24 protein-coding genes and 1 tRNA gene are annotated in these 22,002 nt (G+C 56.1%); 13 read left to right on the forward strand and 12 right to left on the reverse strand.

All coding sequences use genetic code 11. The annotated features are described in order from the left end of the window. Positions 1 to 26 precede the first annotated feature (26 nt). Positions 27 to 103: transfer RNA gene (locus ACR0FC_RS00005), tRNA-Met, on the forward strand. Positions 104 to 424: 321 nt separating this feature from the next. On the opposite strand, the gene ACR0FC_RS00010 is transcribed toward ACR0FC_RS00005, so the two are convergent. The 3 genes from ACR0FC_RS00010 to ACR0FC_RS00020 all read right to left on the reverse strand — a co-directional run bounded on the left by ACR0FC_RS00010 (position 425) and on the right by ACR0FC_RS00020 (position 1,882). Next, positions 425 to 727, reverse strand: a complete 303-nt coding sequence (locus ACR0FC_RS00010; protein WP_170339364.1) for a recombinase family protein — start codon at positions 725 to 727, stop codon at positions 425 to 427. A 6-nt stretch (positions 728 to 733) separates the two neighbouring features. After that, entirely contained in the window at positions 734 to 1,258 is a 525-nt protein-coding gene (locus ACR0FC_RS00015) for a recombinase family protein (protein ID WP_170337398.1), read from the reverse strand. Positions 1,259 to 1,477: 219 nt separating this feature from the next. Further along, positions 1,478 to 1,882 carry a site-specific integrase gene (locus ACR0FC_RS00020; RefSeq protein WP_170337399.1) on the reverse strand — a complete coding sequence of 135 codons (405 nt, stop codon included), beginning with the start codon at positions 1,880 to 1,882 and terminating at the stop codon, positions 1,478 to 1,480. A gap of 136 nt (positions 1,883 to 2,018) precedes the next feature. Here ACR0FC_RS00020 and ACR0FC_RS00025 point away from each other — a divergent pair, with 136 nt between their 5' ends. Both ACR0FC_RS00025 and ACR0FC_RS00030 read left to right on the forward strand, forming a co-directional pair. Continuing rightward, on the forward strand, positions 2,019 to 2,225 hold the full coding sequence (locus ACR0FC_RS00025; protein WP_170337400.1) for a cold-shock protein: 207 nt from the start codon (positions 2,019 to 2,021) through the stop codon (positions 2,223 to 2,225). Positions 2,226 to 2,297: 72 nt separating this feature from the next. After that, complete coding sequence (locus ACR0FC_RS00030; RefSeq protein ID WP_170337401.1) at positions 2,298 to 3,311, forward strand: fatty acid desaturase; 1,014 nt, start codon at positions 2,298 to 2,300, stop codon at positions 3,309 to 3,311. On the opposite strand, the gene ACR0FC_RS00035 is transcribed toward ACR0FC_RS00030, so the two are convergent. The 4 genes from ACR0FC_RS00035 to ACR0FC_RS00050 all read right to left on the reverse strand — a co-directional run bounded on the left by ACR0FC_RS00035 (position 3,303) and on the right by ACR0FC_RS00050 (position 7,186). Beyond that, on the reverse strand, positions 3,303 to 3,551 hold the full coding sequence (locus ACR0FC_RS00035) for a ParB N-terminal domain-containing protein (protein ID WP_170337402.1): 249 nt from the start codon (positions 3,549 to 3,551) through the stop codon (positions 3,303 to 3,305). The genes ACR0FC_RS00030 and ACR0FC_RS00035 overlap by 9 nt on opposite strands. A 74-nt stretch (positions 3,552 to 3,625) precedes the next feature. Beyond that, positions 3,626 to 4,315, reverse strand: a complete 690-nt coding sequence (locus tag ACR0FC_RS00040; RefSeq protein WP_170337403.1) for a hypothetical protein — start codon at positions 4,313 to 4,315, stop codon at positions 3,626 to 3,628. Then, the gene (locus tag ACR0FC_RS00045; RefSeq protein WP_170337404.1) at positions 4,315 to 4,452 is read right to left on the reverse strand and encodes a hypothetical protein; all 138 of its coding nucleotides are present in this window, start codon (positions 4,450 to 4,452) and stop codon (positions 4,315 to 4,317) included. Before ACR0FC_RS00045 ends, ACR0FC_RS00040 begins: the two co-directional genes overlap by 1 nt. Positions 4,453 to 5,947: 1,495 nt before the next feature. After that, a complete protein-coding gene (locus ACR0FC_RS00050; RefSeq protein WP_170337405.1) occupies positions 5,948 to 7,186 on the reverse strand; it encodes a tetratricopeptide repeat protein in 1,239 nt (412 codons plus the stop codon). 236 nt (positions 7,187 to 7,422) lie between these two features. On the opposite strand from ACR0FC_RS00050, the gene ACR0FC_RS00055 reads away from it, so the two are divergent. The 4 genes from ACR0FC_RS00055 (at position 7,423) to ACR0FC_RS00070 (ending at position 10,467) form a co-directional block, all read left to right on the forward strand. Further along, positions 7,423 to 7,665 carry a hypothetical protein gene (locus tag ACR0FC_RS00055; RefSeq protein ID WP_170337406.1) on the forward strand — a complete coding sequence of 81 codons (243 nt, stop codon included), beginning with the start codon at positions 7,423 to 7,425 and terminating at the stop codon, positions 7,663 to 7,665. Between the two features lie 35 nt (positions 7,666 to 7,700). Then, a complete protein-coding gene (locus ACR0FC_RS00060; RefSeq protein ID WP_254432914.1) occupies positions 7,701 to 9,329 on the forward strand; it encodes a sulfatase-like hydrolase/transferase in 1,629 nt (542 codons plus the stop codon). Positions 9,330 to 9,707: 378 nt separating this feature from the next. After that, positions 9,708 to 9,902, forward strand: a complete 195-nt coding sequence (locus ACR0FC_RS00065; RefSeq protein ID WP_170337408.1) for a hypothetical protein — start codon at positions 9,708 to 9,710, stop codon at positions 9,900 to 9,902. Positions 9,903 to 10,341: 439 nt separating this feature from the next. Then, positions 10,342 to 10,467, forward strand: a complete 126-nt coding sequence (locus ACR0FC_RS00070; RefSeq protein ID WP_302476835.1) for a hypothetical protein — start codon at positions 10,342 to 10,344, stop codon at positions 10,465 to 10,467. 1,041 nt (positions 10,468 to 11,508) lie between these two features. On the opposite strand, the gene ACR0FC_RS00075 is transcribed toward ACR0FC_RS00070, so the two are convergent. The 5 genes from ACR0FC_RS00075 to ACR0FC_RS00095 form a co-directional block, all read right to left on the reverse strand. Beyond that, entirely contained in the window at positions 11,509 to 12,741 is a 1,233-nt protein-coding gene (locus ACR0FC_RS00075) for a DUF3179 domain-containing (seleno)protein (RefSeq protein WP_170337409.1), read from the reverse strand. Positions 12,742 to 12,788: 47 nt separating this feature from the next. Continuing rightward, positions 12,789 to 14,441, reverse strand: a complete 1,653-nt coding sequence (locus tag ACR0FC_RS00080) for a sulfatase-like hydrolase/transferase (protein ID WP_254437741.1) — start codon at positions 14,439 to 14,441, stop codon at positions 12,789 to 12,791. Positions 14,442 to 14,590: 149 nt separating this feature from the next. Next, on the reverse strand, positions 14,591 to 15,571 hold the full coding sequence (locus ACR0FC_RS00085; protein WP_170337411.1) for a CobW family GTP-binding protein: 981 nt from the start codon (positions 15,569 to 15,571) through the stop codon (positions 14,591 to 14,593). 4 nt (positions 15,572 to 15,575) lie between these two features. Further along, positions 15,576 to 17,048: a guanitoxin biosynthesis MBL fold metallo-hydrolase GntH gene (gene gntH, locus ACR0FC_RS00090; RefSeq protein ID WP_217353966.1), complete on the reverse strand. Its 1,473-nt coding sequence runs from the start codon at positions 17,046 to 17,048 to the stop codon at positions 15,576 to 15,578. Positions 17,049 to 17,058: 10 nt separating this feature from the next. Further along, positions 17,059 to 17,292 (reverse strand): hypothetical protein, encoded by a 234-nt coding sequence (locus tag ACR0FC_RS00095; RefSeq protein ID WP_170337412.1) that lies wholly within the window; start codon positions 17,290 to 17,292, stop codon positions 17,059 to 17,061. 99 nt (positions 17,293 to 17,391) lie between these two features. Between ACR0FC_RS00095 and ACR0FC_RS00100 the strand changes: the two genes are divergently transcribed. The 6 genes from ACR0FC_RS00100 to ACR0FC_RS00125 all read left to right on the forward strand — a co-directional run bounded on the left by ACR0FC_RS00100 (position 17,392) and on the right by ACR0FC_RS00125 (position 21,943). Then, positions 17,392 to 18,726, forward strand: coding sequence for a tetratricopeptide repeat protein (locus ACR0FC_RS00100; RefSeq protein ID WP_170337413.1), 1,335 nt, complete (start codon positions 17,392 to 17,394; stop codon positions 18,724 to 18,726). A 386-nt stretch (positions 18,727 to 19,112) separates the two neighbouring features. After that, positions 19,113 to 19,562 carry a c-type cytochrome gene (locus tag ACR0FC_RS00105; RefSeq protein WP_170337414.1) on the forward strand — a complete coding sequence of 150 codons (450 nt, stop codon included), beginning with the start codon at positions 19,113 to 19,115 and terminating at the stop codon, positions 19,560 to 19,562. Positions 19,563 to 19,586: 24 nt separating this feature from the next. Next, positions 19,587 to 19,907, forward strand: coding sequence for a hypothetical protein (locus ACR0FC_RS00110; protein ID WP_170337415.1), 321 nt, complete (start codon positions 19,587 to 19,589; stop codon positions 19,905 to 19,907). A 55-nt stretch (positions 19,908 to 19,962) separates the two neighbouring features. Next, positions 19,963 to 20,535, forward strand: coding sequence for a c-type cytochrome (locus ACR0FC_RS00115; protein ID WP_170337416.1), 573 nt, complete (start codon positions 19,963 to 19,965; stop codon positions 20,533 to 20,535). Between the two features lie 9 nt (positions 20,536 to 20,544). Beyond that, complete coding sequence (locus tag ACR0FC_RS00120; RefSeq protein ID WP_170337417.1) at positions 20,545 to 21,444, forward strand: c-type cytochrome; 900 nt, start codon at positions 20,545 to 20,547, stop codon at positions 21,442 to 21,444. Then, entirely contained in the window at positions 21,431 to 21,943 is a 513-nt protein-coding gene (locus ACR0FC_RS00125) for a c-type cytochrome (protein WP_170339371.1), read from the forward strand. The genes ACR0FC_RS00120 and ACR0FC_RS00125 overlap by 14 nt, the downstream gene beginning before the upstream one ends. Positions 21,944 to 22,002: the final 59 nt, after the last annotated feature.

The following is a 22,002-nucleotide window of genomic DNA, read 5'->3' on the forward strand; positions in this document are numbered from 1 at the left end:
ATAGGCAACAGACCAAACCAAAGTGTCGCGGGATGGAGCAGCCCGGTAGCTCGTCAGGCTCATAACCTGAAGGTCGCAGGTTCAAATCCTGCTCCCGCAACCAAACTCAAAAAATCAAACTACAGCCCGAAAACCCAAACGGCCAACGGGAAGTAAGTAAGATATGCGCGTAGTCACTGCGCGAAAAGTGCAGCGCGCCGCCGAAGAAATCTTAGAATTTTTCGAAACCCTCGTCAGCTCCGCGGCTCTTGGCACACCCGTCACGGTAACCAAAATATCGGTGTCTGCCCTCGGAACGGGACAGTCCGATCACAAGCCGATGGGTGAAAGTAGACCCTGATGATCTGTCGCTATCGGCAGCCGATCCGCCGGATAGGCCGATTGCGGCGCTGCGCGTTTCTTCGTGTCGCCCCTTCACAACGTTCTACAGGTCATCGGACATGATCCGTAGATCGGGCACCTCTTCTATTACCCAGTCTTCGGGCGGGTTCAGTTGCGCCTGTCGTTTGCCGGTGTTTGGGTCTTTGACGAAACGCTGCCGGTTCCAAACCAACCGCCCGATATAGAGTTCGTTGTTCAAGATGCCGGTGCCACGCTGGTAGTTGCCGTAGATCGTCGATGATCCCCATGTGCCAAGGGGGCCGTGAATGCCCTCATTGTTCAGTTGAGCAGCGATGTTGCGTGGGCTTTGCCCATGGCTGTAGTCCTGAAAGATACGTTGAACGATCTGGGCTTAGCTTTCATTGATCCGCCGTTCCCCTGTGGTGATAGACCCGTCTGCGTCCATATCTAGCGCAATGTCGTAACGGTATGTGATACCACCGGTTGATTTACCTTTACGCACACGTCCTTCAAGGTCGCGATGGGTCTTTTGAGCCAGGTCTTTCAGGATCAGGCTGCTCATAGTGCCTTTGAGACCGATATGCAGTTCAGAAATTTCTCCCTCTGCCACGGTTACAATCGGGATGCCCTGAAACCGCATCTGCTTGAAAAAGGCCGCGATATGTTCCTGATCTAGGCTTAAGCGGTCGAGACCTTCGGCTACGACGACTTCGAAATTATCAAGCCGGGCGTCTTCCAAAAGCCGTTGATAGCCAGAGCGAAGATGAGATGCTCCGCTCAGTCCTCGGTCGGAAAAGGTCTGGGCCTCCTGCCAACCATTGCTATTGATCAAGCGCAGGCACAGCCGATGCTGGTCCTCAATGGAGGCGTCACTTTGAAGATCGGTGGAGTAGCCGGCGTGGATAGCGGCGCGCATGGGTCGGGCCTTTCGGCCTTAGGAGCTGGTTGGTCCAACCCGTTATAGGCATGGATTGGGCCGTGTTTTGTACTTTCATTGCAACCCGTTGCAATGAAAGATGCTTCGGTCATAGGTATTTGGCCGAACCGACGAGCGGCTTTAGGGTGCGATAACTTGCCGTTTGCGACCCAAGGTCTTCATCTTTGCCTGCAGGAGAGATTGGTAGTCGTCACAGGCTTACAGTCCGATGGAGCGATTGTAATGCTTCTGAGACATGTCCAGCGTGGCATGTCCGAGGATATCCCGGATGATGTTGACATTTTCCGGGTCTGTCTCTGCGAGGCTGGTCGCCGCAATGTGCCGAGAATTGTGTGTGCGCAACTTAACGCCCAGCAAGCGTTTTGCCGCTTTCGGCAGCTCACGAGACAGGCCATTGGCGGTAATCGGGTCTCCATATTGGCTGATCCACAGCGCATTGGATGTCTTGGGTCCAACCAGGATCGGACGATAGATCCCCAGATAAGACACCATCGGTTGCACCAGTAATTTGGGTAGAGGAAACCAGCGCTCTTTTTTGTCTTTGGTGTCCTCAGCCGAAAGATGAACTTCAAAAGCATCAGGGCTTGTATCGTGCGTACCCAAAGTCCATATACACACGGCTTACGTTTTTCTTTTTCGACCTGCTGTCTCCTCAATTCGGCGTTCAGTCTCTCGATTCAGACCGACCACGCCGAGTCGCCGCAATGATGCGGGCGACAAGCATTAGGAGACTTCCACCATGGCAAATGGCACAGTAAAATGGTTCAACTCAACCAAAGGTTTTGGCTTTATCGAGCCTGACGATGGGAAGCGCGACGTGTTCGTGCATATTTCCGCACTTGAGCGTTCCGGCATTAGCGAATTGAAGGACGGCCAGAAGGTTACCTTCGACGTCGAAGCTGGCCGTGACGGACGCGACAGCGCTTCCAACCTGGCACTCGCATAGCCTGCTACGGGCATCCTTCTGGGGTGCCCGGTTGCTCAGAGGGTTCCCAAGAGCCGTTGGAGAACAAGTCAGTTGCAACAGCAGGAATTGACCCGGGCGCTCGTTCAATACCGCGTACCCGATACGAAGCGTAGTGTTTTTGAACTGACTATTACTGTTATCCCTTTTTTCGCGCTATGGGGCGCAGCGTGGTTTGCGCTTTCCCTTGGTGTCTGGGTCGCTATTCCACTGGCAATCCTTAACGCTGCATTTCTGGTGCGTCTCTTCATCATCATGCATGATTGTGGTCACGGATCATTTTTTAAAAACCGTACCGTTTGCAATTGGACAGGCCGGGTCTTGGGTGTTCTCGTCCTCACACCTTATGACGTCTGGCGGCAAAGCCACGCGATTCACCACGCCTCAACCGGCAACCTCGATCGGCGCGGGATGGGCGATATCCCTACGTTAACTGTAGAGGAATATCTGAAGCGAAAGTGGGTCGGGCGTGCCGCTTACAGGTTAATCCGGAACCCCTTCTTCCTGTTCTGTATCGTGCCTGTCTACACGTTCTTTCTGCAAAATCGCTTACCCTTTGGTTTCATGCGGTCAGGCTGGCTGTATTGGGCAAGCGCAATGGGAACAAACGCCGCGATTGCGGTGGTCCTGGCCCTGATTTTTTGGACCGGAGGCCTGGATGTGCTGGTTTATGTATTCCTGCCGACCATGATCGTCGCCGCCTCGATTGGTATTTGGCTTTTCTATATTCAACACCAGTTTGAACACACGACATGGGAACGGGAAGAAGAGTGGAACCTTCAGGACGCCGCATTCTATGGAAGTTCTCATTATGCCTTACCAGGCATCCTGCTTTGGTTCTCTGCAAATATTGGCGTACACCATGTTCACCACCTTGCCAGCCGCATACCGTTTTATCGGCTAAACGAAGTTTTGCGGGACCATTCCGAGTTGGAAAATTGCCAACGTATTACTCTATATGAGAGCCTTCACTGTGCACGATTGCATCTTTGGGACGAAAAAAGCCAGCGCCTGCTGACATTTTCCGAGGCTTTGTCGAACGCCAATTCCAATAGGCATTTAGTGTAGCCTGGCGCGTACCAGATAGGCTTCGACTGTATCACCGCCCAAGGCACGAATGGCCTCTAACCGGTGAAGGCCTTCAATCAGCACGAATCTCTTGTTGTCCGAGCGTATCTGGATCGGGGTTTGCTGGCCGTTTTTCAAAATATCTTCGGCCAGCGTCAGAACTTTTTGTTGATCAAGCGTTTTTGCCCGTTTCACAGGTACATAAATCAGGTCGAGCGGATATGGTCGTTTCTCCAACATAAGCTACGTGACCAACCTTTCGTACATTTGTTCCGATTTAGAGCTCACTTCAAAAGCGGGGGCTGGAACGTGCGTCATAGAACTGAACGAACAGCGTCGCGCAGTTCCTGATGCATAATCCAAGTTGCGGGCTCGTCGTCACTTTCGATGTAAGAAAATGCCAGAACCTGTGCGGCTCCATCATTCTGTGCCGATCCGGCTTCGGGAAGATCCAGCTCCAGATATTCCGCAATCAATAGCCCGATTTTCTTGAAGACCTTGATAGAGGCTTCGCGCGATTTGTAACCGGCCGCCTGAGACAAGTTACCAATGGTCAGACCGTCCTTGCCTGCGATTGTAAGTGCTTTCAGCAACCTGACCTGCGCAGGGGTGAGCCTGATCTGGCGCAATGCCTCGGCATATTCTCTTTCACTGGGAACGAGGGTTCCGGAGTTTCCCTCCAAACGGCGTTGACCGCTACGCTTCCTGTCTCGTGCTTCGAGAATTTCTTTCAAGGCTTCTATAGCCAATGCTGGTGTTTCTCCAACTGCATCGGCAATCATTGTCTGCGTTTTGGCCGGCGGTTTGGGAAATGCCCGTGCAACACTATCGCCGCTCAGAACGCCGGCCTTGATCAAGTACTTTCCAAACTCTTCCTCAATCACTCCTGATACGTCAGCGTTCCGCGACTTACGAACACTGCGGTCCTGAAATGCTCGTTGTTCCAGACCTCGAGCTGACATCTTTGAACCGGAAAGGGTAATTTGAGGGGTATTTTTGCGCATCAGAGAAACACCACTACAACTATCGCTGCGACAAACACCGCCGATGCAATAGATATCTTTATCCCATTGGACCGGCGGCGCGCCTTTTCAGCCTTGATGCTCTTGCCCAGGTTTTCATCAATCGAGTCATTGTTCACGGCTTTGTCCTTCCTGATTTCTCATGCGGCATAGGTTTCCACCAACGCATTGTTATGGCACATTTTCCGTGCACGTATCGTTCTGTCTTGTGAATGGACGATTACATTCCCAACCGTCACCTCTTCGGTTCAAATGAGCGTTGGAAGGAACTTGAATCTTATCGCACCTGTTCCGGTTTGCGCGAAAACCACGTTCGCATTTCCATCCGGAAAAAGTCTCAGGGGCGAGATATGCATCCTGTGGAATTGCCACTGGTTCACAGCTGCTCTCCGCCGCCCTGTAACCTCTGAGGCACACCCATCCATCCGAGCTTCTTTTGTCGCTCAGACGACCGTTTTTTGGGACATCTATTTCAACACAATCCTGGCTCTCTTTACGAAATCCCCAGTTGCAGTGTATTTCCTGCACGCCAAACCGAGTTTCGACGTACCCATTTTGGGGCGAAATCACTTCTTCACACTCTTCTCCGGCACGCTGGAACAGCCGATTGCACGCCCACTGATCTCCGGTTGATGCCAGGTAGGCATTTTCAGGAACTCTTATTTTCTCACAGAGTTCTCCGACATTCTGAAAACCGTGATTGCATTCCCACCCGCGGCCATAGGAGCTACCCGTTAAATATGCGTTTTGGGGTACGTCTGGACTTTGGCAGGATCCGTTTCTGTTTTCGAAACCTTCGTCACAAACCGTTGCACTGGCATTGCCTGCGACTTGGGCAGCAAGCTGCGTTCCTGAGAGCGACACCAAAAGTGTCGAGATCAAACAAAGTATGCAGCGCGTAAACCCAATGAGTGACTGATCCAAACGGAGCCAGAGACCTGATCTATCGGGCATCAAACACGCAATTCATGTGCCAAGTGCTGTTCATGCGGCGCCTTCTTTCCTTGGTCACGCGATGACAGGTGCATGTCCTGTGACAGTTGCAAATGCTTGCGAGGAACGAGCTCATAGCGAAGACCCCAGCGAAACCCGTTCCTATGCTGGGGCACATGCTACAGTTAGTCTGAAGGCCATTGGTTTATCGTAACCGGCAGCATCGCGGCGACGAGATACTTTCACCAATACACTTTTGTGGTTCGTGGCAGCGATAGAGTCAAGGAACTTTCCTTCGTCGCCGTGGCAGCACCGTTAGGGCAGGTAGTAATTGAAACTGCAGGTGACCAAGTTGCCAAACAAGCCTCCGAAAGAAATTAACTGGCAGCGGTCTGACGTTGTAGAGATTTCGGACTGGACCAACAGCGAATACCAACTTTGTCTCGCGTCGCCCTTATCGGGCCTGAGCGCCGCGAAAGTGCTGTACGTGATCAAGGTTTCCAGGTGTCTATAGATGATTGGCCAGACGTCATCAGGAGCAGTGCAGCGACAAAAGTGCCGCATGCTGCGCGATGCTCAAATTACAGCAATGCACATGAAGCGGGCATGGTGCAGTCGCTGAGCATTCGGTCTCAATGACATTGTGAGAAACACTATTGGCCGAAGTTTGAATTCAAACTCCTAACTTGGTGGTTTCCAATTGGCTTGTCTCATGGCGTAACTGAGGTCTTTGCCGTATTTCGAATCTACAAATAGCTCCTCAAAGAGCGCATCCACGCGACTGTCAGGCCACTCGCGTGACAGTTGCTCAGATAGAGTTTGAGCTTCTGCCTTATTCCCCAACATCTGATGTGACGCCATAAGGTAAGCAACGGTTACTGGTCCCACAGGGCCGCCTTTTTCAGCTACGCTTTCAAAGGCTGACACAGCGCCTTCGTAGTCCTTCATATGGAACTTTGCTGACCCCATCGCGTTCTGAAAAACATAACCCCGCTCTAGCTCGATTTTTGAGAGTGCGTCCTCGCTAATTTCTACGACTTGTTCAAACGAACCGGAATAGAGCAGGACCAGCGACACGAACTCCAAAACATGTACATCGTGTGGTGCCAAACGCCGTGCTCTTTGCGCAAATTCTATGGCTTCAAGCCAGTTTCCCTTGGCAAATTTGACCCAAGCCATTGCGGCTTGGCTCCACCCCGCTTCCGGAGCCAATTCGATGGCCCTGTTGGCCTGAGTGTCCGCGTAGTTCAACATGTCCTGAGCTAGGTCGACGTCGGATGTCAGCACTGCAATTGTGGCGGCGACTTGTGCAGCGCCTGCATGGCCGCCGAAATAGCTGTCGTCGTTTTCAATTGCTCCCTGGAATATGGTTAAGGCCGCGTCAAGACGCGCAGGTTCCAAGGCCGGAAAGATCAGGTCCCGACCAGTATGGGCCAGATTTACAGCCTGAAGACGCATTGGGGATGCATCAAAAATGGCGCTGCGCTCATCACGGCTCAGCCCATCGACCGATAAGTCAGTTGGAACATCCTGCTTTGTCGAGCTCACCAAAAAAGCAATCGCACAACAGCCTAGAATTGTGATCCCGACAATCCTAACAGCTGGCCGTGCCAATGCACGAGCACTGGCGTCCAGCTCGGAGAAGTGGGGGTGAGCCGTTTCGGAGCCGCTTCTCAAAATCCGAGGTGCGTAACCACCCTTTGGCAGTTCAAACACCGTTTTTTCCCCGTGCCCATCTGCAGCGTAATATTCGGCAAGCTTGCGTCGCAGGCGCCCAGCGTCCACTCGCACCACATTTTCACGGCGAGCCATCTCGGACATTGATCCGCCATAGACATCCATTGCAATCGTCTTGGCGCGAATTTTATCGGCCCTTCCATTGAGAGACTCCTCGACCACATACGCAAGAAAGTCCTGCAAGCGCTGCGAGCCCGTGAAAGTCGAAGACCTGATAAGCCGCTGAAGTGCCGCCCGAACATCTTTTGCAGCAGGTGACCCGCTCTCATTCAGTGGAGAAGATGTGTCTTTGGTTAAACCCATATTTTCAGTAAGTTACGCATCTGATTACACCGTATTATGCCCCGATATACCTATTGTTAAAAGTGAATTCGTCCAACACTCCCCTAAACCAGTTGATCCATTGAACGAGCTCCGAAATGAAAGGCATCGCCCTTGATAACCTGTTTCCCAACCATCGGGCCGCGATTGCGGACCTAAGGCGGGCGGACACCGTTTTCGATGAAATCTGCCGAGACTATCAGCTTCTAAGTGACGAGTACCTCTCCGTGAACACTGAGCCGAGAAGTCGGTCGTACACGATTGCCCGCGACATCCGCGAGTCTTTGGATGGTCTTCGGGATGAAATTGCTGAATCGCTGCGGCGTGCAGGGAAGATATAATTCAAATAGGGGAAGGGAAACCGATGAGATCAATATTGAAACATGCCACAGCCATGGTGCTGATTTCTGGCGCGGGTTTTGCCCAAGAAGCGCCTATCATACACGACGGCGAGTTCGAGTTTCTCCGCGCGCAGTTTGGCGAGCAATGGGATGCTCAGGATGCGGAGGTAGAAGTTAAGCTTGCCGAGATCCGTGGCGCGAATGGAGGACAACCACCCAACATTCTCTACATTCTGATTGACGATGTGAGTTTCGGTCAAATGGGCAACCGGACGATGAACTATGTCACCGGTTTCGATACGCCCAACATCAATGACTTTGCCACAGAAGGCATGTCTTTGATGCGAATGTACACGGAGCCATCCTGCACACCGACTCGAACGGCGATGTTGACCGGTCGACATCCGGTGCGCGCGGGCGTGGAAGAGGTCAAGGTCGCCCTGGTCGGCGAAGGTCTTGCGTCCGAGGAAGTCACCATCGCCGAAATCCTCAAGGAAGTAGGGTACAACACCGCGCACGTCGGGAAATGGCACCAAGGCGATATTGAACAGGCCTATCCGCACAATCAGGGCTTCGACTGGGCGGCTTTTCCCTTGCATCAGCAGGTTCAGCTGAGCTTGATGACACGTGATGCGATGGTCGCCAACAATATGCTTGGTTACCATTGGTCAGGGCAGTCCAACCAATTTCAATTGGACGAGCGGTTCAAACCCTATGGCCTTGTGACCGGCGTAGAAGGTGAAGCGGGTGGTCTGGCTCGCGAAGTCGAAATGGAGCCCGGCGAAGAATGGACCCAAGCGAAATACGAGGAAATGAACTTGCGCTATCAGCTTCAAGCATTGGAGCAGCTGGAGCGGCTGGCTTCGCAGGACGCGCCATTCTTTATGCAATACTGGCCACTCTATCCGCTGAACTTTGCTTATCCTGAGCAGGCCGTATCTCGCAACGGCGGCTTCCATGCGGACAAATTGCAGGTTCTAGACGGTTGGATCGGCGAGGTTTTGGCCAAGCTGGATGAAACCGGCAAGGCAGACAATACCGTCGTCATGATCATGGCCGACAATGGTTTGATGTACCACTACGAAGGTACATCCGGCCTGAACCAGCTGATATATCGCGGCGGAAAGACACAGCACCTTGAAGGCGGAGTGCGAACCGATGCCTTTATCCGCTGGCCCGGCGCCATTGAGGCGGGCAGCGCGGCAGGTGACATCGTGCACGTATCTGACCTGTTCACCACCTTCGCCCGTATAGCAGGTGCGACTGACCGTATTCCACGGGACCGTGTGATTGATGGCATCGACCAGACGGCATTGTTGCTTGAGGGAGAAGGCAATTCGCGCCGTGACTACGTCTACGTGTACGAAGGGCCTGTTCTGCGCTCAGTTGTGAAGCAAGAGTTCAAGATGCATTTGCCGGCCCCCGGCCAGCCCGGCGCTGCGGCCCCCGTTTTCAATGTCTATCGAGACCCACGTGAAGAACATCCGCTTGTCGGGTACTCACTATGGTCCGGTGCATCTTTCCAAGACATGGTGAAGCGCCATCAGAAAACTATAGCAAAGCACCCGCATCTGCCACTGGGAAAGGGCGTTCCGTATGAGGGGATCGAGAACCTTCGTCCTGAAAGCGAACTGACCCGAGAAGTCTTCTCCAGTTGGCAATGATGAATGTAGACGGCGGCGCAAACCCGTCGCCGTCTAACCAGACCATTCAATTTCTCTCAGGCATATGATGCCACGCATCTTCCTGTGTTTTGTTCCCCTGATCTCTGCGCTGCTCGTGGTGGGCTATGCAGCCGAAGCTGAGGAAACGCGTCAATTCCATTGGCTGTGGTGAACAACACCGACATTCGATATCAGTATTTTGATTTGGGAGGGGGTACAGACCTTCAGGATTCCTTTGTCGATGGTGCATACATGCTGCGCCCTGATCTAAAACTAAAATACGAGCTCCACTAAAATTCAACGAATGCGACTGGCGAAAGGTTCAACGGGTTCGAAAAGACCAGCTTCAAGCTGATCTACTTTCCCTCACAGAAACCCTTGTCTGACACCTGGAGCAAAAAATCCGCACTTGGTTTGGAGTGGATCCTCGATTTTGTTGACCCCGACGAAGGCATCGGCATCGGTACGGATCAGATCGCCCCATTTGGTGGGTTCGCTTTTGCAAACACGAATACTGGGCTGACTCTGATCCCTCTGGTCCAGCACTTTGCTTCGCATAACGCTTCTACTTGATATCAGCCAAATTGCGCTGCGCCTGATTGCGCTTCAGCCATTTGGTGACGGGTATTGGGCAAAAGCAGATATCAAAGCGCCATACGATTGGGAAAATGACGCGTGGCCCGCGACCGCCGAGTTCCAGATCGGTAAAAACCTCAACCCTGGAACTGCTCTCTACACCGATGTGTTGGTCGGTATTGGTGCTAACAGACCCTACGACCAAGGTGCCGGGATAGGTCTCAGGTCCAACTACTAAGCACCGCCAATATGCAAGGAAGCTTTGATGCTCCACCTCAGATGAATTAGCGCCCTCGTAGTTCTGACCGGCGTATTTTCTATGCCCGGGCTTTCCCGCGCTCAGACTCTACCTGCGCCAGGTCAAAACGAAACAGGCTGTCGGCATGGAGCCTCATTCTATCTGTTCACACCCCTGCGAATCACGGGTAAGTCAACCGTGGCTGGACAATCCGCGGATTTGGATCTGGACCTTGGTGACGTTCTGGATGTGCTCGATTTCGCGGCAGCTGGCCAGTACGAGGCATGGAACGGGGGTTTTGGGATAATCGTAGATGCGAATTAAGTGGTGATCGAACAGTATACCACTTTGCCTGGCCCCCTGGGAGCCGGGGTTAACGTTGACGTTCGTCAAAGATGGTTTGGTGAACTGTGGCCTTACTGTATTTCAGATGGCGAATACGGCAGCAGCGGCCAGAGATGTACAATCGATCTCCAGGGCGGCCTGAGGTACAATTCCATCCGTTAGGAAATCGACATAGCGACCCCAGGTCTGGGAAACCCACCAACATTGGACGGAGATCAGGGTTGGATAGAACCAGTCGTCGGCATACGCGGAATGTGGCGGCTAAACCAGAAATGGACTGGGATTGCGTCTGTGGAACTTGGCGGTTTTGGTGCCGGTGGAAATGATCTCCAGATTGGCACAAGTATTGGCTTTGACTATCAGCCCTGGGAGAAAACCTCACTGACATTCGGGTATCGTTACTTTAGCGTCGACTATAGCGACACACTGAGTTCCGGTGAATTTGCCTATGACGTCGATCAGCATGGTCCATACATTGGTATCAAGTACTTTTTCTAGCGAGCGGGCGTAAGGTGAATTTCATAAGAAACGAACTGGGCCGGAAACTCGCGCTGCGTCAGCTCAGTCGCTAGTCTGATCGCGGCCGGGCCACATGTGCTTAATCGCGTTGAAGGTCGATCAACACCGGCATCAACTGCAACTGCAAAGCGCGGTTACCTCCGGCATTTGGTTAGCAAAAAACTCGGTTCATATTGTCTCCCTTGGGTTGCGAACATTCCTTGATTGTTCAGCCTTCGATGACGGCTTTGTCCGCACAACGTAATTCTAAGAGTGGCAACACTGACGTCCGCTTGGCGAATAAACCTGACATCTCAATTGCGTTCGGAAACGGTGGTTGCGCCCTCCCGCAACCAAACTCAAAAAATCAAACTAGCGCCCAAAAAACCAAGCTGTGGGCAAAGGTCGGCCCTATTCCGATAAGGCAATGCCTTGGGGCGCCAAGCAGAAGCGCTTTGGGAGTGTTTCAGCGAAAGTGGTCCACTGTAACGACGCACCTTCACGCCCGATGAGCCAATCCGCCTAACTTACGTTCGCGCTACCGTCGATGCGATTGACATCTGTGTTGGGAAAGAACTCTGCCCAGACGTGCCAGAACAAACCGGCACGCAAGGTTTCAACCCGCGTGAGTTGCCCCTGATCGCTATTTCCCCAAAAGTCACAACGCTTTACTGGTTTGCCGCTGTCGTTGTACCAGACCCCGAGGCTTTCGAAATGTGGGTCTATTTGAACCACAAGATCACGCCCTCCGACTTGTGTGTTCACCAGCCAGTTCTGGTCAACCACGAAGTCGTCGGTCCAACACACGGCATCCGACCCGATGGTCACGCCCCAAACAGGTGTCTTGTTGGGCAGGCGCGTGTCAGGCGCGCGCTCCATGTTGTCCATGACGGGGTCAGCCTCCTGATGCTGCCTGGCGATCCCCCATCCGAAAACGATCTCCAGCACCATGTCCAGCAGTCTCAGGAACGGGTTGCTCGACGGCTTGTTCAGAAAGACCTCACCGTCCGGGTAGGCTTTCTTGAAGCCACGGAATGTCATGCGGAACGTTGGCCATGGCTCCATTTGAGCTTCCGGACGCAATGGGCAGGCGGGCCCGTCCGACGCGGTGTCCCGATCCGCTTCTCGGAACCCATAGATGTGTTGGATTGGCTCCCCGGAGTCGTTGTCCCGCAGGATCAAGTTGTTGCCATGTTGCGCTAGAACTTGAAGGTTAAGCCGTTTTCCTTCGATGGATGGCCTGTAACCCTGACCAAGATTGGCCATTGCGCAATAGGTCATGACCACGTCTTCGCCCCCAAGCCCCTTGGCGTCGCCGGCCAGATGCGGCCGCATGATCTGGGCGTCAGGATGTGCCCGGGCGAGATCGCCGTTTGTTATCACGATCACGGGCGCGGTCGGTCCGACGAACCGTTCGGCTTCGGCAATGCTGTAATACCGGGCTGTGTTGAGCTGGTTTCTCAACCCTAAATGGACCCACACATAGGGAAAGCCATACAGAACCAATGCCAGAGCCGCGCCCAACCACCAGATCGCGCCGATGCCGGCACCGAACGCAAAGTGGGCTATGGTCGCAACCGCAAAAGCCGCAAGGCCAAGCCCGATCAACCGATATTCGTTGCGAATGAAGCGGATCATGTTTTCTCGCTTTACCTTCAGCAACATCTGGGAAACGTCACCGAGGTCGCGGAAATAGACAAAGCCAATCCCGAGCGAGATAGCGAGGCCAGTATAGAAGATCAGATTGGCAAGCATGGAGGTGCCTCTTGAACGTGGCGGGCCGAGGTGAGGTCGGACTGCAGTTAGCGTTCGACCGCAGTCTGTTTGGTCAGAAAGGCTTCGACCGCGGCAACGGTTTCTGGGCGCAGGTTTTCGATGCCTTCATACGGCACGCCGCGCGCAGGTTCGGTATCAGGATACAGCTTTTTTCGGGCAAGATGCCGTCCCAGAATGCGCTGGAATTCCTGGCCGCCCCACGCGCCAACTTCGGTCGAAACCGGGTACTTTTCATGCGTATCCCGATAAATATCGAAGAAATTCGCCAGAATTGCACTTTCTCCGGCACCCGGAAGGTTCAGTTTCAACTGATCCTTCACGATCGCCTTCGGGGATGCCACCGAATAGATGATCACATGATCGCGACGCGTTTTCGACTCGTCGCCGAACAGGATTGACGCGGATTGGTCCACCCCATCCACAAGCCTGTCCCGTGGGATGAACGCGTCGGCACCAGCCAGGCGGGACAGGGTCGTATACAGATCCGACACATGGATGATGTTGTTCACGATCGAGTCCGCCTCGATCATTCCGGGCCAACGGATAAAGGCATCCACACGTACGCCGCCTTCTGTCGTATCTCCCTTGCCGCCACGGAAAATCATCGGCGTGAAACCTGACTGTGGGGAATATTTCGTGAAGTGCCCGTTGTCGCCCATCAGCACCACAATGGTGTTTTCGGCTACGCCAAGCGTCTCCATCTCGTCAAACAGCACGCCCAGATATTCGTCCAGCAGTTGCAACTTGTCCGCATAAAGGCCGCCATTCACGCTTTCAGGGCCGTCGCGTCCGGCGCGCGTGTTGTCGAGCGGGATCATCGGCCAGTATTGCAGAAAGAAGGGGGTGTCACCGCCTGCCAGCCGCTGCAGTTCAGACAGCGCCTTGAGCTGGAACTGTTCGTTCATCTCATCGTATTTTTCTGCGTCCCAACGCTCGCCGGGCTGCATGCGGATTTCGCGGATTGGACCGCCAGCCTCACCTTCGATGACGGTGGCCATGGCGGCAGGATCCGGGCGGAACCAATCGTCTACGATATAGTCCTCTTCAAAGTCCTGGATGCCGACCGAGACCTGCTCGCGGATCGCATCATCGTTGAAGATTGTCAGTTGACCCTGTTGATGGATGGCATGCTGCGCATAGTCGAAACCCTGATTCATCGCCCAGCTTTCGGCGATATCACCCATATGCCATTTGCCGACATGACTGGTGGCATAGCCGGCCTCTTTCAGAACCTCTGCCAGTGTGACCTCATCTCCGGGAAGGCCAAAGCCGGCAATGTCGACCGTAGTGTCGCCCATACCCATGCGCACCGGCAGCCGCCCGGTCATCTGGGCCACGCGCGTCGGCGTGCAGGACGGCTCGGTATACATTCGAACCATGCGCATGGCTTCGTCCGAGAACGCATTGATGTTGGGGGTTTCAATTCCGCGTACCGCATTCAGTTCGGGAATGCCCATGTCGCCGAAACCCAGATCGTCGATCAGAATGGACACGATGTTGGGATGGTTGCCAGCATTGCCTTCCCGAAACTCGACCAGTAACGCATCGACGGCAGCGTTGTCTTCAATCCACTGCTCGCCATTCTGCGCTTCCAGAATATAGTACTGTGCGTCATGGATGATCGGCGTGTCCTGCGCAAAAAGCGGGGAAGACAACAGGATCGAGATGGCCGGCGCCAAACAAAAAAGTCTTGTGAACATAAAGGGTTCCCCGCTGTAGGAAGGTTGCGATTGCGACAAGTCTAATTATTTCGGCCTCTAAATCAAATTCAGGGGCGGTGGCACGAGGGCCGGTCGCCCCGTTTGGGGGCAAACCACCGGCGTGATCGCTAGGCTGTTTCGAACAGGGCGTCGGTGAGCAGGTGTTCCGAAAGCGCACCGGGCGCGCCGATCGCCACAAGCCGCGTCTCGGGTTTTCGATCACCCCATGCGCCATCCCGTGAAATGTCCATGCGCTTTCCGACGACCTGCACAAGAATGCGATGATCCGGGTCCTCCTCGCTGAAAACAAATCCTTTGAGGCGATAGACGTCGCCCGGTAGCTTTCGAATTGCGCCTCTCAGCGATGACAGGCTGATGGGTTGCTCGGCCTTCATCATCGTGGTTGAGAATCCGTCAGAATGGTCAGCGTGTTGGCACCCGCAGTCAGGCCCATGCTCATGATGCTCCGGCACTTCTGTCTCAAGCTGTTCGGCAGCAAACCGGCCGACCGACAGCAATATGTCCAGCGGGACATCCGCATTGACCGCTTCGACCAGGCGATACCTGCGGAAACGCGAGCCGAGCCAGTCGTGCACTTTCTGAACTGTTTCTCTGCTGACCAGGTCCACCTTGTTCAAGATGACCATGTCGGAAAACGCGATTTGCCTGAGTTTCAACTCCATCTGCTCTGGTGCGGCGAACAGCTGCTCGGCGTCGACAAGGCACATGAGGCTGTCGAGGCGGATCATGTCCCGGAACTTCTGGTCCGTGAACGTCATCGCAATTGAAGACGGATCAGATACGCCACTGGCCTCGAGGACGATGTATTCCGGTTTTTCCGGCCGGGCGAGAACGGCCTCGACCGTTTCGATCAGGTCATCCCGGATCGAGCAGCACACACACCCATTCGCCAGGCTCATCACATCATCTTCCAGGCCAACCACAAGATCAGCATCCACATTGATCGAGCCGAAATCGTTGACCAGAACTGCAACCCGCAGACCATGATTGCCGGTCAGGATGCGGTTCAGAAGGGTAGTTTTCCCCGCCCCGAGAAAGCCGGTCAGAATTGTGACCGGAATTGCCGAAGTCGAACCAAACTCGATCATAGTGTCACTCCGTCTTCTTCTTGCGGTTTGGAATGACGTCGTCGGTTTTGATCACGAAGTCGCTGGGCCATTCGGGATTGGGCGCACGGAACACGTCGGAGGGGTAGTATTCCTTGGGGTCGATCTCCATGTCGCGGTACTTTTGGTCCTGCTGTTCGGCGCGCGATGACCGCGGGGCAGGTGGCTTGATTTCATCGGGCAAGGTGATCTTGCCTTCGGCTTCCATCTTGCCCAATTCACGGAACGGTGCGACCGAGCCTGACTTGCCGGGCAGTGTCGCCTTCCGATACCAGATCGCATCTTTTGTGACGTTGACCACGGCCACGTCCAGACCCCAGGCGAACAGCCCATCATAATGGGCCCGGATACCCGCCAGCATCTCGGCATCAATGTCCTCGTCCTGCGTGTAATGGGTCACCATCGCAAGCCGGGGGCGTGCCTCAGCCATCATCTTGCCAACCGCATAATGCGAGGTGTGATGGGTATCGATCGTGTAGTTGAACAGCTCCTGCGGCAGGCCGTATTTGTAGGTCATCAACTGGCCGATATCCTGACCGGACATTTCGGTGACGAACACATCAACGCCTTTGCCGTATTCAAGGCTCAATTCATCCGGTCGGCCGTCCCCGGTCCAAACGAAGCTCAGGCCGTTCCAATCCAGGCGATACCCGACGGCGCCGTCCTTGGCATGGCTGCGTGGCCAAGAGCGCACGGTGACGCCATCTTCGTCATAGACGATGCCGCCTTCCTGACGGAAATCGAACTCGTTGACCTCGATTTCGTAACCGTCTCCAATCGGGAATACGTCGAAGGCCTCTAAATGCCATTTCAGCATTTGCTTCATGCCGTCCACCATGCCCGCCGTCCCAAGCTCGGGGGTCCGACCGGACGGGCCGTGGATCCGCAGCGGCGTGTAGCCTCCCGACCAAGCTCTGAACGGATAGATATAGGGGATGTCGGCGTAGTGATCGACATGCAGATGCGTGATGAAGATATCGTTGATCAATTGCGCAGGCACCTGCATCCCGATGATGTTGCGCACACAGCCCGACCCGAAATCGAAGAAGAACCGTTTTCCATTGCCCAGCTCGACCATCACACAGGTGCCTGCCTGATCCTCACGCGGAGGAAACGGCGTTGACCCGCAGAAGGAGATGCGCATCTCGTCGGGCCCCAATTCCTCGGAAAGCGGGAAATAGTTTGCGTTCGACCCGGTCATGTATTTCGTCGGCCGGAAGTACTCTGGCAGAGTGATGCCGCCGGCAGGCCGGCCGCCATAGGGGTTCTTCAGGCTTTCACCCAGAGGGCCGTCCCCCTCATGCGCCTGTGCTGCGCCGGAGCCGTAGCTGACAGCCCCCGTTGCCACCGCACCTGCCGCCAGCCCCTGCATGACATGCCGGCGCGAAGGGTTTTCGATCTCATCCGCTGGCTGGTTTTGCTCGTTTTCGTGATCGTTGCTTTGGTCTTTGTCGGTCATTGCGATACCCTCAGTCGGATGCGTTTCTAAGATTGCGCTTCGCCAGACGACGAAGCTCGTTCACAAGTTCAGATTTGATGTGGGCCCATTCCTCGCGCTCGGACGCGGTGATCGACGTATCCTTAAGCTTTGCGCAGACTTTGCCGAAGTCCTCGATGGCCTCGCTCAGAAATGCGTCCGGTTTGAACTGGCTGGAAAGCGCAGTCGAAAGCTCGGGTAGCTCGTCTTTGAGGTCGTCCGTCACTGGATAAAGCCCGATTCCCACTATCTATTCTCGCATCAAGATGCGTGCGGTTGACCGGGGCGGCCAAGTGAGTCACCGTGAGTTGGGGGTGAGTTTGCAGTGAACCAAGCCAATGATTTATCGATAGATCAAGATGTTGGGCTGCCATCACCTGACCTGGTTCGGCAGGCGCTGCGTGACGTTGTTGCCAGCGCCGAGTTCCAAACGTCGCCCCGGCTTCAGCAGTTCCTCACCTATGTCGTCGAGGAAACCCTCGCCGGTCGCGGTTCCCAGATCCGCGGCAAGGCCATTGCCGTCGAAGTGTACGGTCGCAGCATTGATGGCAGCGGCGGTCGAAATCTGGTTCGGGTAGAGGCCAGGCGACTACGGCGTTTGCTGCGTGAGTTTTACGAAGACCATTGGGACGGTCAGGGCGTTCGGATCTTCGTCGATCCAGGCGGATACAAACCGCGGTTTTCACACCAAGCTTCCCTGGATGATCCCAAGTCGGACTTGGCAAGCCACGGCCCGTCCGGCGGACCCAGCCACCTGCGTGGACTTCTGTTGGTCGGGCTGTGCGTTGTGGCCATGATCGTCATGCTGGGCATGTGGCTGAGACCCGGCAACGACGAGGCCGGGCAACCCACCAACACCACCCGGCAGGCCGAACGGGCTGCGCTTGGTCAGCAATCGCTTGCCAGATTGCAGGCGGCCAACCTGGCGGATCAGGCGCGGGGGATGTTCTTTCCGGTCTTCGATGTCAAACGCCAGCAGATCGCCCTGGGAATGTTCCAGCATTCCACCGAGCTCGACCCGGCCTTGCCCGATGGCTATGCGGGAATGGCTCAGGTCTTGGCCACACTGGCTCTGCTGTCTCAAGACGAGGACACACGAGAGGATCTGTTGCGGCAAGCATCCCAGATGTCAGGAACGGCGCTTGAGTTGTCCCCGTCGGGTGCTTGGGCCAACGCCTCGAACGGTTGGCGATTGGCGGTGTCGGGCGACGCGGATGAGGCTTTGAAATATGCGCGCCTGTCTGCTGAACTAGCGCCTGAAGATGGCCATGTTCTGGACCTTGTCGGGATTGCCGCCCTGATTGCGAACGAGCCTGAACTTGCGGCCGAGGTCAGTAATCCGACGCGGGTCAGATCCGGATCCGGCCGATTTGGGGCGAGAAATATCTGGGGGGTATCCCAGCTTGTGCTCGGGAACTACGAAAACGTTGTCGAAGCCTTTCAGGGCGCACCGGCTGCTGGAGCGCCCGTAAGCGGGCCATCACTTTTATTCCAGGCCGTCGCTCATGATCGGCTGGGCAATTTTGACGAAGCACAAAGACTTGTTGACGAGTTGGACACCACGTGGCCGGATTTTCCGTCCGAATTTCTGGTGCAAAGGATTTTTCCGGGTGATGCCGATATGTGGAAGAAGATACTCGAATCTCTGGCGAAGTACTGACAAGCCCGTCGCAGCCGGCGCCATTCAGAAGTCTTCAAGTTTCAACTGACGGCGTCATGAACGGTCCGGGAGATTTGCGCTGTGCATCCCGGATCCGGCTTACACTTCGACCACAGCGATGGGGGATTCGGCCGTTTCTCACGATTGGAATCCTCGGGCGGCTTAGCTCGGCGATGACCTTTCGGTACGGTGCTGCAGTCCTTCGTCGGCTTTGGGCGAATTTGCAGCAAACTTCTCTTGACCTTCCAGCGCGGGAATGGGGCAGACAGTCCCCCCGAAACTGTGCGCAAGGCGGCAAAACCGGCAGGTCAAGCAGGTTTGATCAGTGTCAGACCGTTTCGGTGTCGCCTGCGCCAAGCCAAAAAACAACCGAGTGAAACGAGCCGATGAACAAACTGACGCTATTGGTAGGCGGCGTTCTGATCGCAGGCGCTGCCGTATTTGTCTACAACTACAACCAGCAGCCTGCGGGCCATTCGATGGTGGTGCCCGACACGTCGTCGCTGTCGCAAGGGGAACCAATCGCGCAGGTCCGGGTGCCAGCGACGTTGAGTGCGCAGGCGCAGATGGGCAAGGTTGCCTTTGACGTCAAATGCGCTGTCTGCCATGGGGCGAATGCCACGGGGTTGGAAGGCCTGGCGCCGCCGCTGGTGCATAAGATCTACGAGCCCAGCCACCACGGGGACGAGGCCTTTCAGCGGGCGGTTCAATATGGTGTTCAGGCCCACCACTGGCGCTTTGGCGACATGCCGCCGGTCGCTGGCTTGACCCGTGCAGACGTGCAGGGCATCGTTGCCTATGTCAGGGAACTGCAGCGCGAGAACGGGATAAACTGAACCTTGCACAGCTGGGCGGACAGGATGATCGGACGGTGGATTCTGGCCTTGGGCCTGGTTCTGGCCGGTATTCTGGTGTTCTCGGAACCCGCCTTTGCGCATGGGGGCGATGGGGGCACACATGCCGTCGTCGATCTGGGAGCACCCGACCCCGACCACGTCGAACAGGGCCACCCGGGCCATTGCCACGGCGGGGCCTTCTGCAACGGCGTCGCAATGACCGTGGCCGCGCCAGTCCTTTCCGCGCTGGTATCAAGGATCAGCCGTCGTGCCATCCCGCCGGGCCGGTACCGGATGCTGCCGGTGGCCCTGTTCGATCCGCCCCCGCCACGCGCCGTGTCCTGAGTCATGAAAGGCCCCTTTCGGTGGGCGAGTTGAAGCAGACATACAGGACAAGACGATGACCCTTTTCAAGCTGACGACGGGCGCCGTGCTGGCGTCGATGATTGCCGTGACCGCCCTGGCGCATGGTGGCGCCACCGGGATCGTGAAGGAACGGATGGACGGCATGTCCGCCATGAAGGACGCCATGAAGACCCTGACGCCGATGATGCAGGGCAAGACGCCCTATGACGCCGCCACCGTCCGGCGCGCAGCCGAGGCGATCGGCCGCCATGCCGGCGACAGCATGACCCGGCTGTTCCCCGAAGGCAGCAACGGCATGCCCTCCGAGGCCAAACCCGCGATCTGGCAGGACTGGGACGCTTTCGCCGAACTGGCCGAACAGCTGCAGACCAATGCCGAGGGGCTGGCTTTGGCGGCCGACAACGGGCTGATGATGGCCGGTGCCGGGCAGGGGTCCGGCATGATGAGCGGATCGGGCATGATGGGTGGCGCCTCGATGATGGGGGGCGGGGCCATGATGGGCGGAACCCCCAAGCGCGAGGAGCTGTCCGAGATGCCCGCCGATGACGTGTTCATGATGCTGGGCCAGACCTGCTCGGCCTGTCACACGCGGTTTCGGTCGGAATAGGGTGCCACGATGAAACGCATCTATCGTCTGGGCCTTGCCTCTGCCGTTCTGGCAGCGGCGGGGCTGGCCGCCGTGATCGCGTGGCCGATCGGCCTGACGCCGCAACTGCCCGACCTGACAAGCGAGGTTGACCGCGGGGCCTACCTAGCGCGGGCGGGCGGCTGCATCGCCTGCCACACCAACTTCGCCGAGGGCGGCGCGCCTCTGGCCGGCGGCGTCAAGCTCGAGACGCCCTTTGGCACGCTGTATTCCCCGAACCTGACCACCGACCCGGACCACGGCATTGGCGGCTGGACGATCGAGGAATTTGCCAAGGCTGTGCGTCAAGGCGTGGCGCCGGACGGGCAGCCTTATTACCCGGCCTTCCCGTACCCGTTCTACGCCGATTTCACCGATCAGGACATCGCCGACCTGTGGGCGGCTTTCCAGACCGTGCCGCCGGTGGCCACGCCGTCCCGCGTGCAGGAGATGGCCTTTCCCTTCAACCAGCGCTGGGGGCTGAAACTGTGGCGCGCGGCGTTCCTTGAGCCGCCGCACACCGATCCGGTCCCCGGCAAAGGTGATGTTTGGAACCGCGGCCGGCTGCTGGTCGAAGGCGTCACCCACTGTGCCGCCTGCCACACCGGGCGCAATCTGCTGGGCGCCCGCAAGTCGGATACCGAGCACTTCAAGGGCAGTGATGCACTGCCGGGCGGCGACAAGGCGCCGGCCATCGACTCTGAAACCCTGCAGATGCGGGGCTGGACCGTCGACAGCCTGGCCTATGCCCTGCGCACCGGCATCATGCCCGACGGTGACGTATTCGGCGGCGCAATGGGCGAGGTCGTGACCTACGGCACCAGCTTCCTGACGGACGAAGACCGCCGCGCCATGTCAACTTATCTGCTCGATGACCATGACGGAGGGTGAAAAGGTGGAGGTGCTGCGCGGAACGATCTCGCCAATGATGAAATGGGGTACACCGGTGGCCGTTGTGATCATCGTCTTGGCCAGCGCTCAATGGTGGATGTCGAAAGGGGTGCCTGACGGAGCATCCGGCGATCCGCTACGTGGGGCGGCGCTTTATGCCGAGAACTGTGCATCGTGTCACGGGGCCAACCTGGAGGGTCAGCCCGATTGGCAAACGCCTGATGCGGACGGCGTCCTTCCAGCCCCGCCGCATGATCGAACCGGGCACACCTGGCATCATGGCGATGGCCTATTGTTCGACTATACCAAGTTGGGCGGCGAGGAGATGCTCAAGCGAATGGGAGTCTCGGGGGTCAAAAGCGGAATGCCGGGATTTGCCGACAGCCTGTCCGATCAGGATATCTGGGACATTCTCGCGTTCATCAAGAACAGCTGGCCCGAAGGCGAACGCGCGATTCAACGCCAACGCACCGAGGCGGAACATCAGGCAGGCAACTGACTATTGGCCGGGGTGGGCGCGTCAATTCTGTGTCTGCCCAAGTCGGTGGGGCGAGATCA

This window comes from Ruegeria sp. BB9, from assembly GCF_056539345.1.

What these genes read in the sequence shown, in the direction of transcription:
- ACR0FC_RS00015 (WP_170337398.1), bottom strand. Translation starts at nt 1,258, where the DNA reads ATGCGCGCCGCTATCCACGCCGGCTACTCCACCGATCTTCAAAGTGAC.
- ACR0FC_RS00025 (WP_170337400.1), top strand. Translation starts at nt 2,019, where the DNA reads ATGGCAAATGGCACAGTAAAATGGTTCAACTCAACCAAAGGTTTTGGC.
- ACR0FC_RS00035 (WP_170337402.1), bottom strand. Translation starts at nt 3,551, where the DNA reads ATGTTGGAGAAACGACCATATCCGCTCGACCTGATTTATGTACCTGTG.
- ACR0FC_RS00040 (WP_170337403.1), bottom strand. Translation starts at nt 4,315, where the DNA reads ATGCGCAAAAATACCCCTCAAATTACCCTTTCCGGTTCAAAGATGTCA.
- ACR0FC_RS00055 (WP_170337406.1), top strand. Translation starts at nt 7,423, where the DNA reads ATGAAAGGCATCGCCCTTGATAACCTGTTTCCCAACCATCGGGCCGCG.
- ACR0FC_RS00075 (WP_170337409.1), bottom strand. Translation starts at nt 12,741, where the DNA reads ATGCTTGCCAATCTGATCTTCTATACTGGCCTCGCTATCTCGCTCGGG.
- ACR0FC_RS00085 (WP_170337411.1), bottom strand. Translation starts at nt 15,571, where the DNA reads ATGATCGAGTTTGGTTCGACTTCGGCAATTCCGGTCACAATTCTGACC.
- gntH (WP_217353966.1), bottom strand. Translation starts at nt 17,048, where the DNA reads ATGACCGACAAAGACCAAAGCAACGATCACGAAAACGAGCAAAACCAG.
- ACR0FC_RS00105 (WP_170337414.1), top strand. Translation starts at nt 19,113, where the DNA reads ATGAACAAACTGACGCTATTGGTAGGCGGCGTTCTGATCGCAGGCGCT.
- ACR0FC_RS00110 (WP_170337415.1), top strand. Translation starts at nt 19,587, where the DNA reads ATGATCGGACGGTGGATTCTGGCCTTGGGCCTGGTTCTGGCCGGTATT.
- ACR0FC_RS00115 (WP_170337416.1), top strand. Translation starts at nt 19,963, where the DNA reads ATGACCCTTTTCAAGCTGACGACGGGCGCCGTGCTGGCGTCGATGATT.
- ACR0FC_RS00120 (WP_170337417.1), top strand. Translation starts at nt 20,545, where the DNA reads ATGAAACGCATCTATCGTCTGGGCCTTGCCTCTGCCGTTCTGGCAGCG.
- ACR0FC_RS00125 (WP_170339371.1), top strand. Translation starts at nt 21,431, where the DNA reads ATGACGGAGGGTGAAAAGGTGGAGGTGCTGCGCGGAACGATCTCGCCA.